Consider the following 14,500-nt stretch of genomic DNA (forward strand, 5'->3'; position numbering starts at 1 on the left):
GGGTGATCTCTTGGAAAAAGAGGGTGATCTCTTGGAAAAAATGCCCGGATGGAGCCAAAAAAACTCCCCGATCAAGCGACCGGGGAGCACAATCAAAAAAATGTATATGAAGCGTATTTTACTTGTGGTGGATCTTAGTTGTAATAAAAGTCTTGCAGTTCGCCTTGCAGTTCCTGGCGAGCGGTAAAGATGCGGCTCTTGACCGTTCCCATCGGGATGTCCAGCTTTTCGGCGATCTCGTTGTATTTGTATCCGCTGACGTACATGGCAAAGGGGATACGCATCTCTTCGTTCAAGCCTTCGATGGCTTTGTTGATTTCTTTGATATCACAGGTGCCTTCCGGAGAATCGAAACCGGAGTGATTGATCGTGTCTACATTGTATATATCGGTCCCTTTATCGACCATCGTCTGTATACGTACGACCTTGTGATAGTTGTTGATGAAAATGTTGCGCATCACGGTCAGTACCCAACCTTTGAAATTGGTATTGTCCGTAAACTTGTCCTGATTGTCTAAAACCTTCAACGTGGTGTCTTGCAGTAAATCCTGTGCATCTTCGATATTCGCGGTTAATTGCATGGCAAAACACATCATGTTGTCCTGAAGTCCTAAAAGCTGAGTCTGAAATACATTCGTAGTGTTCATAATAAATCCTTTAAAATCGCTGTTTAACTAATCTCAATATTTACCCTTAAACCGGTCTTTCGCGTCGACCGATATGCGAATGTACGTGGGGTGCCGGAAGTAGGGAAATTTTTTTTCATGAAAAAGTGAAGAAAAAGCTTCGATGAGTTGAATTTCCTGAAATCGGCAAGAAAGTGAACAGGATTTACAACCCGTACAAGTTGTGCTTTTTAATATCCTCAAGAAAGTGATTACATTTTTCAAGTTGGTTTGAATATATTCTTATTTTTGTGGGGCATAGCCCGGCGGATCGAAAGTGGTCGGCCAGGCGAGCGACGCGAGTAAACCACTAATAATATAATGTATGGAAAAGAAAGGTGTAAACAGAAGAAACTTTCTCCGGATCTCTGCTACGGCAGGCGCCGGTGCGTTATTGATTCCCGGAGCTACGGCTTCGACCTTGAATAAAACGGTCATGCCGGAAAAAACAAGTTTCCCCATGCGCACGTTGGGACGGACGGGTATCCAATTGCCCTTGTTGAGTATGGGCGTGATGCGTGCCGATAATCCGAATGTCGTGCGTGCGGCTTACAACGCAGGCCTGATCCATTTCGATACGGCGCATGGCTACGGCCGGGGAACGAATGAAACGATGTTGGGCAACTTCTTTAAGGATAAACCGCGCGATAGCTTTCGGATCGCGACCAAATGCAAACCCACCTGGCCTTTGTCGGATCACTTCGAACAGGAGTTTACCGCTATGTTCGATTTGAGTCTGAACCGTTTACAGATGGATCATGTGGACTGGTTCTATGTGCACGACCTGAAAGACGGCGAACAGGTGAAGAATGAGCGTCTGCTCGAGGTGATCAAAAAGTTCAAGTCCGACGGCAAAACGAAATTCCTCGCTCTGTCCATGCATGCCAACAACCCGGAGGTGATCGATGCGGCAGTAGAGACCGGTGTCTACGATATTATCCTGTTGAGTTATAACTTCAAGTTGGAAAATCTGACCGCTTTAGAAGCCTCTATCGAAAAAGCCGCTAAGGCGGGCATCGGATTTGTAGCGATGAAAACGATGACCGGTGGGCGTGAAGATGCCGAAGGCAATAAGAAAGTCAATGCGCAGGCTTGTCTGAAGTGGGCCTGGCAGAACGAATATATCACAACGGCGATCCCGGGATTTACCAATTTCGATGAACTGGACGAATGCCTGGCGGCTGTCGCCGATACGACCCTGACCGGCGGCGAGAAGGAATACCTGGCTGCACTCTGTCAGCAGGAAGGACTCTACTGCCAGCAATGCGGGAAGTGCCTCGACCAGTGTCCGGAGAAACTGCCGATCCCCGATCTTATGCGCGCCTATATGTATGCGTACGGCTATAAGTATGCCCAGCTGTCGAAAGAAACGCTGGAAGAGCTGAATCTGCCCGAAGATATTTGCGCCAATTGTGAGAGTTGCCAAGTGCGTTGTCCTTCCGGCTTTAATGTCGGGCGTAAGATCGCCGCGATCGCTCCGGTACGAACGATGCCGACTGAGTTCTTATCTTAATCTTCAGTACATGAAACAGCTAAAATATATCTGCCTGTTGGCTTTCTGCGTTTGCGGACTGAATGGAACGGCACAGACGCCGGAACAGTTGAAAGCCTGGCTGCCGCCGGTCGAAGGATGGACGATCACCGAAGAGATCGAAGTATTTAATCCCGACAACCTCTTCGACCGCATCAATGGCGCGGCACCCCTGTTTCTCGAAAACAACTTCCGGGAGATGACCAGCCTGGAGTATGTCGACGGCGACGACTATATCACCATCCAGGCCTACCGCCATGCGACGCCCGAGGATGCGTTCGGTATGTATTCGGTTGAACGTACGCCCGAACTGCCTAATTACCCGGTCGGGGGAGAGGCGCAGGGCGATGAGGTCAGCTTTTTCTTTTTTGCCGGGAACATCTATATAAAGATGTGGGGCACGTCGGAAGGAGATCTGGGCGATGTGTTGGTACGCATTGCCAAAGGACTGGCCGACAAGATCGATCCGGAAGCGACTTATCCGCCGCTGGTTGCCGCCTTTCCCAAAGAAGGGAAAAAGGACTATTCGGAAGCCTATATCACTGCCAATTATATCGGACATGAATTCCTGCGCAATGTCTACCTGGCGCGTTACGAGAAGGACGGCAAACCTTTCCAGCTTTTTCTGATCGATGCCGGCACGCCGGAGAACGCCCGGGAGGTATTGATTAAGTATTATGCGTTCGCCCGTCAGGAGGTGGAGATCCGGCAAGGGCAACAAGTGGTTGCCGATCGCTACAATGGCGATATTCCTATCCTGTGGCAAGACCGTTACCTGTTGGGTGTCTTCTCGGAGAACGGCGATGCGACCGACTTTGCGGATTTGTTGCTGGCTATGGCCGAGAAGCTATAGCAATTTCTCTCCCACTGCAACTACTCTCGAAAGCCGCCTCAATAATACGAATAACCGTCAACACAGCCGCCGCATCGGTCTGTGGCTTGACGCCCCGGGTGAGGGCATGGTGGATGTCGTCGTAGAAAGCCATGTAGTTTCCGGGCAAGGTCTCGACTTTACCCCGGTAATGCAAGCCTTGGATATCGGTATTCAACGTGCCCCATTCCGTTTCCGGCTCTTTTCCCCACTGCGCACCGGAAGGGATTGCGCCGGCTTTCAATAGTTCCTCCTGCGGATCGAGTCCGTATTTGATAAAGGAGCCTTCCGTGCCGTTAATCGAATAACGTGGGATTTCTTCGCGCATCAGGTAGCCGGCGCGCAGGGTTACTTTCACCTTCGGATAGATCAGTTTGATGAAATAATAATCATCGACTTCGCTCCGGTCGCGCAACCGGTCGATATCGGCGTAGACAGCCTGGGGCTTTCCGAAAAGAACTACCGCCTGGTCGATCATGTGTGAGCCCAGGTTGAAGGTTAGCCCGACCTGTCCGTCCGCCCGTTCTTTCCAGGTGCCCGGTTGGATAAACTTTCGGAAGCGCTGATAGGTCGACTGAAATTCAACCACCCGGCCTAAGACGCCCGATTCGATGATTCGCTGTACCGTCAGGAAATCCCCGTCCCAACGCCGGTTCTGGTAGACCGCCAGCAATAAGCCTTTCTTTTGCGCCAGCTCAACCAGTTCTTCTCCTTCTGTTGCTTTGAAAACAAACGGTTTCTCAACCACTACGTGTTTGCCGGCCGACAAGGCTTTTTTGACATAGTCGTAATGTGTCACGTCCGGTGTGTTGACAATCACCAGTTGGATCTCGTCTATCCGGAGAAGCTCGTCGAACGAACGCACAATATTAACTGAAGGATAACGCTTGCGCGCCAGGTCTTTGGAACGTTCAACGATCGTATGCAGTTGAAAGCCCGGATGAGTATCCAGAAAGGGAGCATGAAAGACTGAGCCTGACATGCCGTAAGAAGCTAAGCCGGTGATGATCATGGTAATTTCTTTAGAAAAAACAAAATCTGATAATCCATCGAATTCTTCCAGTACTCGCCGTTATGCCCGCCGGGGCGTACCAGGTAATCGTGGCTGATGCCTTTGTCGAGTAGCTTCTGATGGAAGTTGTTGTTGACTTCGAAGAAGAAATCGTCGGTTCCGCAATCGATGATCAATGCCAGGTCGCCGTCTTTGATCCGGTCGATCTGATTGATCACCGTATGGCTTTCCCAAAGCTGGGGATTCTCGGCCATCGTGCCCAACTGTTTATTCATCTCCCAGTTCTGGGGGAAAGGACGGATATCGACTCCGCCGCTGGTGCTTCCGGCCGCGCCGAAGGTCTCCGTATGACGGAAAGCAATCCATAAGGCGCCGTGCCCGCCCATACTCAAGCCGGTGATGGCGCGTGCCTTTCGGTCTTTCCGGGTGGGATAGTTCGTGTCGATATACGACACCAGTTCGTTGGCGACAAAGGTCTCATAACGATAAGCCGGATCTTTCGGACTGTCCCAGTACCAACTGTTCTTGCCGTCGGGACAAACAAAGATCAGGTTGTGGCGGTCGGCGATGGCGGCCAACTCGGGCTTGAGCTCTATCCAGCTTTTTGCATTTCCGCTATAGCCGTGCAACAGGTAGATGACCGCGCTCGGCGTATCACTCTTCTCTGGCGTGATCACAACGGTCTGTACGTTCTTTTTCATGGCGTTGCTGTAGACTTCGACCGTAGAGACCGTAGCCGCCCGGACGGAAAGCGAGAGAAAGAGTAAGAAAAGAAAGACATTTAGCTTTTTCATATAACTATACTTTAATGGTGATTAACGTTTGGTGGTGAACGCGTACACATTCCCGCCGAAGTCGACGGCGATCAATGCGTTTCCGGAGATCGCGACCGAAGCCAAAACCGGAGCGCCTGTCGGGTGTTGCCAGACCTGTTGGCCGGAGTCTTTGTCGACGCCGTAGAGGTTACCGTCGGAAGCACCGAAATAGATGGTGTTGCCCGAGAGTACGGGACTGGTCTCTATGGCTTGGGGAACAGCAAACTGCCATTCGACATCCAATGTCTCCCGGTCGACAGCAACGAGTCCGTTATCGGCCGAGCCAAAGACTATCAGGCGGTCGGTCAAGAGTGGGGTAGAGGTGACCGACAGGTCGAAAGGATAGGTTCGGCGCACGATGATCAGACCCGTTGCCGCGTCGATGATAAAGAGCGACTGGGCGGAGGTGACATAGAGCAGTCCGCCATGCAGGGCAGGGGAGGCGGCGCGTTGGGTGATCCCGTTGCGGTCGAGATGCCATTTCAGTTCGCCGGTGGTCGCGTCGTTACCGTATAAGCCCAGGCCTTGTGCCGAACCGATCAATCGGTTGGCGCCGACGGTCAGTGTCGCCGCGGTAGCCTCTCCCTGCGACCAGGCGGTGTTTTCCCAGAGTACCTTTCCGTTGCGGGCGTTCAATGCACAAAGCCCGGTGCCCGTTCCGGCATAGAGCACGCCGTTGGCGATGGCCAGGCCGTCGGTCAGTGGCGAGTGGTCGCTGACGTGCAGTTGTGTGCCCCATTTGAGGCTGCCGTCGACCGTTTTGATCGCGTGCAGGCTGCCGTCGACCGTCTGGGCGTAGACCGCGCTGTCTTCCACAACGATCGTATTCTTTACCGAATGGATCACCGGGTATTTCCAGCGCAGGTTGCCGGTCTGGCTGTCTAAGGCGTAGAGATAAGCTTTGCTTTTGCGTCCCTGATCGATCGAAGCGAGATAGATTCTTCCTTGGTGCACGACCGGCGAAGTGCGTTCGATCAGGGCACCGATATTGACGGTCCAGGCCATTTGCAGTGGCGGATCGACAGCCGAAACGCTGCGGCCCGTATGTGAGGCGTTGCCGGCGAGGTTGTCCCAGTTCTCCCGCAGGTCGACCAGATCAGCCCGGGCATGGTAGGTGAAGCTGACTTCTTTCTCTATTCTTTCCCCGTTGCTGAAGACGGCAGTAGCCTTGATCCGAACAGTCTTGCCGACCGGACGGTTCGGCAGATGGATCATGTCTTTCCAACTCCAGTCGGTCGCCTGCGTCAAGCGACGGCCGGTGAAGAGTTTCTTTCCGTCCACAAAGCAGGAATAAGTCATTTGCCGGACAGGGGATTCGGGATGATAGGCATTGACGGTCACGGGAATCGCCCCGGAGATCAAAACCGGAAAGCCATCAGGCCCGGGCGAGGCAATTTCTATTTGTTTGTTGTTCCCTTTATTCTCAAATGCTGCCGCATCCACCCCGTTTGATAAACCGGTTAACACGAACAAGAGCAGAATATATCTTTTCATATTGTATTTTTACTGAAGAAAATACAAAACTACAAAAAAATGCCCTATATTTGGTTCCAATTCTTTAGCGTATGAACTTCTGCTATCTTTAGCGGGGTTTTTTGTGTATGAATAATAATTAAATGTAGTTTTATTAAAATCTAAGATTATGACAAACATCTCAAGAAGATCTTTCCTCAAAAGAGGAACTGCTGCAGCTGCGGCATTGACAATCGTCCCAAGTTCTATTCTCGGTAAAAGCCATGGTTATACGGCTCCGACTGACAAGCTGAATATCGCCGGTATTGGTATCGGTGGTAGAGGTGCGGGCGTACTGCGTGGCATGGAAACGGAAAACCTGGTAGCTATGTGCGACGTCGACTGGAAATACGCTAAGCCGGTCTTCGACAAATACGCGCAAGCGAAAAAGTATTGGGACTATCGTAAGCTGTTCGACGAAATGGGTGACTCTATCGACGGTGTAATGGTAGCTACGGCCGACCATACGCACGCGATCATCGCGGCACAGGCTATGTCTATGGGCAAGCACGTGTATTGCGAGAAACCGTTGACGCACTCGGTGTATGAATCTCGTTTGTTGACCAAATTGGCAGCCAAACACAAAGTGGCTACACAGATGGGTAACCAGGGATCATCGGCAGAAGGTGTAAACCTGATGTGCGAATGGATCTGGAACGGTGAGATCGGTGAGATCACGAAAGTAGAAGCATTCACCGACCGTCCGATCTGGCCGCAAGGTCTGATGACTCCGGAGAAAGCCGATAAGATTCCTAACACATTGAATTGGGATCTGTTTACCGGTCCGGCAGAAATGCGTCCGTTCAGCAACCTTTACCACGCTTGGAACTGGCGCGGCTGGTGGGCGTATGGTACTGGAGCATTGGGCGATATGGCTTGTCATATCCTGCATCCGGTATTCAAATCGTTGAAACTGGGTTATCCGACCCGCGTTCAGGGTTCTTCTACCCTGTTATTGAGAGACTGCGCACCGCAGGCACAGCATGTGAAGCTGGTATTCCCCGCTCGCGACAATATGCCGAAGGTAGCTATGCCCGAAGTGGAAGTACATTGGTATGACGGCGGACTGACTCCGGATCGTCCTTGTGGCTTCCCCGATGGAAAGAGCATGAATGTGCAGGGTGGGGGTGTGATCTTCCACGGAACGAAAGATACCTTATTCTGCGGATGCTACGGAGCAGAGCCTTGGTTACTCTCCGGCCGCGTACCCAATACGACAAAAACCGAACGCCGCATCGAAGGCCGTAGCGGACATCAGCAAGACTGGATCCGTGCCGCTAAAGAAAACGCTTCCAACCGCGTGTTGACGAAGTCAGACTTCTCCGAAGCCGGTCCGTTCAATGAAATGGTGGTTATGGGTGTATTGGCTGTTCGTCTGCAAGCGTTGAATAAAGAACTGTTGTGGGATGGACCGAATATGCGTTTCACCAATATCAACGACAACGAAGAGTTCAAGATCGTGATCAAAGACGGCTTTACGATCAAAGACGGACATCCTTCCTTCAAGAAAGATATGACCGATCCGATCAATGCCAAAGCATTTGCCGAAGAGCTGATCAAGCATAACTATCGCGAAGGCTGGAACCTGACAGCCATGCCGTAAGTCGCTACCGATAGAATAAATCAAAAGAGGCCGCCCGGGTAATCCGGGCGGCCTTTCTTATCTGTACTTTAGTCTGCGTTATCTGCGTACTCTATGGATTTCTCTGTTATTCTTTCGCCCCATAGGAGAGGTCGCCGGCGTCGCCCAGACCGGGAACAATATAGGCATGCTCGTCGAGCTCGTTGTCTAAGGCGGCTACCCAGACGGTCACATCGAGATCGGGGAATTTCTCCTGCAGGTAAGACAGAGCCTGGCGGCTGGCAATGATCGAAGCCATATGTACTTTCTGAGGCATTCCTTTCGACAGAAGCGCCTGGTAGGCCAGTTCCATCGAGCTGCCGGTGGCCAGCATCGGGTCGGTGATCAATAAGGTCTTCCCGTCGAGCAGGGGAGAGGCGATATATTCGATATGGATATCGAAGTTCAACCGGTCTTTGTATTTGCGGTAAGCCGAAACGAACGCGTTCTCGGCATTGTCCATATAACTCAGAAAGCCCTGGTGGAAAGGCAGACCGGCACGCAGGATCGTGGCCAATACCACGCGATCGGTATAGAGCGACATCGGGGCGATGCCCAATGGCGACTGGATGTTTTTTTCTTCGTACGTGAATGTTTGGCTGATCTCGTAAGCCATGATCTCGCCGATCCGTTCCACATTGCGGCGGAAACGCATACTGTCGCGCTGTATCGTCACGTCGCGCAGTTCGGACACAAACCGGTTCAGGATAGAATGGGTGTCGCTTAAGTTAATTATTTTCATTTGCGTTTGTTTTGGCATCAAAAGTAATGAATAGAAAAGTATTGACAAAATTATTTCCGGTACGTTCTTCAGCCGGAGAGAAGCGGAAATGACTATATTTGTGGGACATTAAAACCCCAAAGTCATGAAAGCTGTCTCCAGATCTTTACTGCCGTTTTTGCTGTTGGTTTTGTTTTTCTTATCGTGTAAGCAACACAAGCCGGAAGAAATAATCCCTTCGGGGGAGTACACTCCTTATGTCAGTGCCTATACCGGCGGTGTGATCTCGCAGACCGCCTCGGTGATGGTGCAACTGGCGCAACCGCTGGAGATGGTCGATCTCAATGCGGAGGTGGGAGGCAATCCGTTCCGTTTCACTCCCGCGTTGAAAGGCAAGACCTACTGGCGTGACAATAAGACCCTGGAGTTTGTGCCGGAAGAGCGAGCGTTGAAATCCGGACAGACCTACCGGGTGAGTTTCCCCTTGAGCGACTATGCGTCTGTGCCGAAAGGACTGGAGAAATTCGAATTCTCTTTCCGGGTGATGGAACGTAGTTTTATACTTGATCTGCAGGGGATCGATATCTCACCGAACACCCCCGACCAGGCCTCTTATCAAGGCGTGATCCGCCTGAGTGATGTGATGGAACGGCAAGAGGTGGAAAAGATGTTTGCCGTGAAAAGCAGTGATAAACAATCCTTAACCGTAGCCCTCGAACCTCAGGAGAAATCCGATCATTACGCCTTTACGATCTCCGGTATCCGGCGGAGCGAAGAAGATCTCATATTGACTTTGACGGTAAACGGTGAAAAAGCCGGAATGACCAAAAAAGCGGAAGAAACGATTCGTATCCCGGCCATGCACTCGTTCCGGTTCCTGACCGGACGGCGGATTACGGAACCGGAGAACGGCATCCAGCTTTCTTTCTCGGAACCTCTGCAGGAGTCGCAGGACCTGACGGGGCTGATCTCCATCGTAGGTCTTTCATCCCCGGTATTTCAGATTATCGACGATAAGGTAAATGTTTATTTCGAACCCTATACCCTCTCCGGCGATCTGACTGTTGCGATCGATAAAGGCATAAAGAGTTACCTCGGCGAGCAGATGCAAGAAGAGGGACGGATCGCTTTCAGTAAGCAGAATCATAAACCGGCGATCGAGATCCTCAGCTCCGGAACCATTATCCCCGACTCAAAGAACCTGATCATCCCCTTCCGGGCGGTCAATCTCAAAGCAGTCGATGTGCGGGTTCTTCGTATATTCGAGGATAATGTACTGATGTTCCTGCAGAATAATTCCCTGTCGGGAACCAACGAACTGCGCCGTTCGGGGCGTGTGGTCTACAAACAAACCCTGCGCCTGGATACGGATACCGACAAAGACCTGAGCCAATGGGATACCTATACCATCGATCTTTCCAAACTGATCCGGCAGGAGCCGGGAGCGATCTACCGGGTAGAGCTTTCCATGCGTGCGGCTTATTCGACCTATTCCTGTTTGGAAGGCAGTGAGGAGAATACAACCGCTTCCGCAACAGAGGGATTAACCCGCTTGGCCAGTGGCGCGCCGGATGAAGAGGAAAACGCCGTTTGGGATCAACCGAATGCCTACTACGACGCGTTCTACAGCGATATGGATTGGCGTACGTTCGATTGGGATGAGACCGATAACCCTTGTCACCCCTCTTATTATGCCTACAACAGCCGGGGGATCGCAATCAATGTCTTGGCGAGCAACCTGGGGCTTATCGTCAAACAGAACAAGAACAACAAGATGTGGATTACCGTAACCCATATCCTCGACACCCAGCCGGTGGCGCAGGCGGATGTGACGGTCTACAACTTCCAGTTACAACCCGTCGGCAGCGGCAAGACCGACCTGAATGGTTTCCTGGAGATCGAACCCCGCAACAAACCGTTTATCGTGATCGCCTCGCAAGGGAAACAGAAAACCTACCTGAAAGTACCCGACGGCGAAGAGAAATCCGTCAGCCGTTTCGATACCGGAGGAAAAGAAATTCAGAAAGGACTGAAAGGATTCGTTTACGGGGAGAGGGGCGTATGGCGTCCGGGAGATACCCTGCATATAACCTTTGTGATGGAAGATCGGAATAAGCAGATACCCGATACGCATCCGGTCTCTTTTGAACTCTATAACCCTCAGGGACAGTTTTATAAGAAGATGATCTCAACGAAAGGTATAAACGGTTTTTATACCTTCCAGGTACCCACCGGCGCGAATGATCCGACCGGCTTATGGAATGGTTATGTAAAGGTGGGAGGCGCTTCGTTTCACAAAGCATTTCGTATCGAAACGATCAAGCCTAACCGATTGAAAATAAACCCGAAAATAGAAGGCACTTACATTGATGCTTCAAAGAAACAGATCCCGGTTGAACTCCATTCGGAATGGTTGACCGGCGCTAAAGCGGGTAACCTGAAAGCCAAGGTGGAAATGACCCTGTCGAAGACAAACGCGCCATTCCCCAACTACAACTCATTCCTCTTTACCAATCCGGCAACGGAGTTTACCGCAAGTAAAACGGAAGTATTCGACGGAACGTTAGACGGACAGGGAAATGTCCGGTTCAACCTCAAAGCGCCCGAGTCGCAGAACGCGCCGGGTATATTGCGCGCGGCCATTACGACCCGCGTCTACGAACCGGGAGGCGATGCCAGTATCCATACACTGACAGTTCCTTTCTCTCCTTTCTCTTCTTATGTGGGCATCAATCTGAATCAACCGAAGAATAAGTATATCGAAACGGATATCGACCACCGGTTTGATGTGGTCACGGTCGACGCGGACGGTCAGCCGGTGAACCGGAAGAACCTCGAATACAAGATCTACCGGATTGGCTGGAGCTGGTGGTGGGAAAACCGCGATGAGTCGTTTGCTTCTTATATCCATAACAGTTCGTATACCCCCGTCGCTAAAGGAACCCTCTCCACCACAAACGGCAAGGGGCAATTTAGTTTCCGGGTGAATTATCCCTCCTGGGGCCGTTACCTGGTATATGTGAAAGATCCGGAAAGCGGACACGCGACGGGCGGAACCGTCTATATCGACTGGCCCGACTGGCGTGGCCGTTCCGACAAAACCGATCCGAGTGGCATAACGATGCTGACCTTCTCGGTCGATAAAGAGTCGTACGAAGTAGGAGAGAACGTGACGGTTATCATTCCGGGAGCCGCTGAAGGCGGTCGCGCCCTTGTCGCTTTGGAGAACGGCTCGACGGTGATGCAGCGCGAATGGGTAGCGATAAAAGGTAAAGAAGATATCCGCTATCAGTTTAAAGTAACTCCGGAGATGGCACCTAATATCTATGTTCATATCAGCCTGTTACAACCCCACGCGCAAACGGCCAACGAACTGCCGGTGCGGATGTATGGCGTTGTTCCGGTGTTTATCCACAATAAAGATTCCCGCCTGGAACCGCAGATCAAAATGCCGGATGTCTTACGTCCCGAAACCGAATTTAAAGTAGCCGTCAGCGAGAAGAACGGCAAAGGAATGACCTATACCCTGGCGATCGTCGACGACGGCTTATTGGATCTGACTAACTTTAAGACACCCGATCCCTGGTCGGAGTTCTATGCCCGCGAAGCCTTGGGTATCCGTACCTGGGATATGTTCGATCAGGTGATCGGCGCCTATACGGGCAGTTACAGTTCCCTGTTCAGTATCGGAGGCGATGAGATGCTGAAAGGGCAGGACAGTAAGGCAAACCGGTTCCGTCCCGTGGTGAAGTTCTACGGACCGTATTACCTGTCTCCCGGCAAGACCGAGACCCATGCGATCACGCTGCCGATGTATGTCGGTTCGGTGCGGACGATGGTGATCGCCGGGCAAGAGGGTGCTTACGGTCAGGCGGAGAAAACCACTCCGGTACGTACGCCATTGATGCTGTTATCCACATTGCCCCGTGTGATCAGTATCGGCGAAGAGATCCGGGTGCCCGTCAATGTATTCGCTATGGAGAATGAAGTGAAGAATGTGACGGTCACAGTGGAAACTTCGGACAACCTGCGGATAGACGGCGAAAACAAACAAGCCGTCACCTTCACCGAACCGGGCGATCAAATGCTCTATTTCCAATTGAAAGCCGGCAGGATCACGCAAAAAGAAACGATAAAGATCAAAGCGACCGGAAACGGACATACGACGTATGAAACCGTTGAGATCGATGTGCGCAACCCCAACCCGGTAGTCACCCGGTACGAAAGTAAAGGGCTCGAACCCGGACAAACGGCCGATCTTGCCTACACAGTCAGTGGGAACGTAAGCGATAGTTGGGTGAAACTGGAAGTCGCGCGTATCCCGTCGGTCGATATCAGCCGCCGTTTCGATTTCCTCTACAACTACGCACACTCTTGTACGGAACAGTTGACTTCCTGCGCCTTGCCTTTGTTATTCGTCTCGCAATTCAAAGCGGTGACGGAGCAGGAGCAACAGATGATCAAACAGAACGTGCAAGAAGCGATCCGCAACCTCTACGGACGGCAGTTGCCCAACGGTGGCTTTGTGTACTGGCCCGGCAATCCCGAAGTGAATGAATGGATCACCTCTTACGCCGGCAGCTTCCTGGTGATGGCACAAGAGAAAGGATACGAGGTAAGCGCTTACGTCCTGAACAAATGGAAAGCCTATCAGAAACGGGCGGCGCAGCACTGGACACCCTTGAGCCGTGAGTCCGACTGGCACTACTGGCAGTCCGACCTGCAACAGGCCTACCGTCTTTATACATTAGCGCTTGCCGGAGCCCCCGAGCAAGGAGCCATGAACCGCATGAAAGAGATGAAAGACCTCTCCCTGCAAGCCCGCTGGCGCTTGGCTGCCGCTTACGCGCTGGACGGAAAGACCACACCGGCGAATGAGTTGGTCTTCAATTCCGAAACAACGATTAAAGCCTATTCTTCCGGCAATTCGGTTTACGGTTCGTCCGACCGCGACGAAGCGATGATCCTCGAAACATTGGTATTGATGGGCCGTGACCGCGAAGCCTTTACCCAGGCACAGAAGATCTCGAAGAACCTGTCGCGGGAAACCTATTTCAGTACCCAGTCGACCGCCTTTGCCCTGATGGCCATGGGGCGGCTGGCGGAGAAGCTTTCCGGAGCAATCGATATGGCGTGGTCGTTGAATGGTAAAGAGCAGCCGGTGGTCAAATCCTCCCGCGCCGTCTATCAAGCCGATCTGCCTCTGTCGCCGAAAGAGGGTAAAGTCTCCGTTTCGAATAAAGGAACCGGAACGCTTTATGTCGATCTGGTAACAAGAACCCAGTTGGAAAAGGACAACCTGCCCGAGATCGCCCATAACCTCCGCCTGACCGTCCGTTATATGGATATGAACGGTCAGGCATTAGATATCTCCAGGCTGAAACAGGGAACCGACCTGGTCGCCCGGGTAACGGTAGCCAACACAAATACCTTTACCGACTACAACGATATCGCCCTGACCCATATCATCCCTGCCGGATGGGAGATCTACAATGAACGCATGGTGCAACCGGATGCGGAAGCCCATACCTATACCTACCGCGATATCCACGACGACCGTGTATTGACCTATTTCGATCTGGAAAGGAATAGTTCAAAAACCTTCGATATCCGCCTGCAAGCCACCTATGCCGGCTCCTTCGCTTTGCCCGCCATCCAATGCGAAGCGATGTACGACACCGAAACACAGGCCCGCACCACAGCCGGCAGGGTAGTGGTGGAATATCAATAAAGAATGGATATTGTGTGATCA

9 protein-coding genes are annotated in these 14,500 nt (G+C 51.8%); 4 read left to right on the plus strand and 5 right to left on the minus strand.

Going from position 1 to position 14,500, the window contains the following annotated elements:
* Positions 1–134 precede the first annotated feature (134 nt).
* Positions 135–647, minus strand: a complete 513-nt coding sequence (locus M2133_RS01660) for a sigma-70 family RNA polymerase sigma factor (RefSeq protein WP_277464220.1) — start codon at positions 645–647, stop codon at positions 135–137.
* A gap of 343 nt (positions 648–990) precedes the next feature.
* Between M2133_RS01660 and M2133_RS01665 the strand changes: the two genes are divergently transcribed.
* Both M2133_RS01665 and M2133_RS01670 read left to right on the plus strand, forming a co-directional pair.
* Complete coding sequence (locus M2133_RS01665; protein ID WP_277464221.1) at positions 991–2,178, plus strand: aldo/keto reductase; 1,188 nt, start codon at positions 991–993, stop codon at positions 2,176–2,178.
* A gap of 10 nt (positions 2,179–2,188) precedes the next feature.
* A complete protein-coding gene (locus M2133_RS01670; RefSeq protein ID WP_277464222.1) occupies positions 2,189–3,049 on the plus strand; it encodes a DUF6599 family protein in 861 nt (286 codons plus the stop codon).
* Here the strand turns inward: M2133_RS01670 and M2133_RS01675 are convergent.
* Genes M2133_RS01675 through M2133_RS01685 form a run of 3 tightly spaced genes read right to left on the minus strand, consistent with a single transcriptional unit; the run spans position 3,030 to position 6,388 of the window.
* On the minus strand, positions 3,030–4,085 hold the full coding sequence (locus M2133_RS01675; RefSeq protein ID WP_277464316.1) for a Gfo/Idh/MocA family oxidoreductase: 1,056 nt from the start codon (positions 4,083–4,085) through the stop codon (positions 3,030–3,032). The genes M2133_RS01670 and M2133_RS01675 overlap by 20 nt on opposite strands.
* A complete protein-coding gene (locus M2133_RS01680) occupies positions 4,076–4,873 on the minus strand; it encodes an alpha/beta hydrolase family protein (protein ID WP_277464223.1) in 798 nt (265 codons plus the stop codon). The genes M2133_RS01675 and M2133_RS01680 overlap by 10 nt, the downstream gene beginning before the upstream one ends.
* A gap of 21 nt (positions 4,874–4,894) precedes the next feature.
* The gene (locus M2133_RS01685) at positions 4,895–6,388 is read right to left on the minus strand and encodes a PQQ-binding-like beta-propeller repeat protein (RefSeq protein WP_277464224.1); all 1,494 of its coding nucleotides are present in this window, start codon (positions 6,386–6,388) and stop codon (positions 4,895–4,897) included.
* Positions 6,389–6,536: 148 nt separating this feature from the next.
* On the opposite strand from M2133_RS01685, the gene M2133_RS01690 reads away from it, so the two are divergent.
* A complete protein-coding gene (locus tag M2133_RS01690) occupies positions 6,537–8,009 on the plus strand; it encodes a Gfo/Idh/MocA family oxidoreductase (RefSeq protein WP_277464225.1) in 1,473 nt (490 codons plus the stop codon).
* Between the two features lie 106 nt (positions 8,010–8,115).
* Here the strand turns inward: M2133_RS01690 and upp are convergent, their stop codons facing one another.
* Complete coding sequence (gene upp / locus M2133_RS01695; protein WP_277464226.1) at positions 8,116–8,769, minus strand: uracil phosphoribosyltransferase; 654 nt, start codon at positions 8,767–8,769, stop codon at positions 8,116–8,118.
* A 124-nt stretch (positions 8,770–8,893) separates the two neighbouring features.
* Between upp and M2133_RS01700 the strand changes: the two genes are divergently transcribed.
* Positions 8,894–14,479, plus strand: a complete 5,586-nt coding sequence (locus M2133_RS01700; protein ID WP_277464227.1) for an MG2 domain-containing protein — start codon at positions 8,894–8,896, stop codon at positions 14,477–14,479.
* Positions 14,480–14,500: the final 21 nt, after the last annotated feature.

This window comes from Parabacteroides sp. PF5-6 (assembly GCF_029504695.1).
GTDB lineage: Bacteria > Bacteroidota > Bacteroidia > Bacteroidales > Tannerellaceae > QVMG01.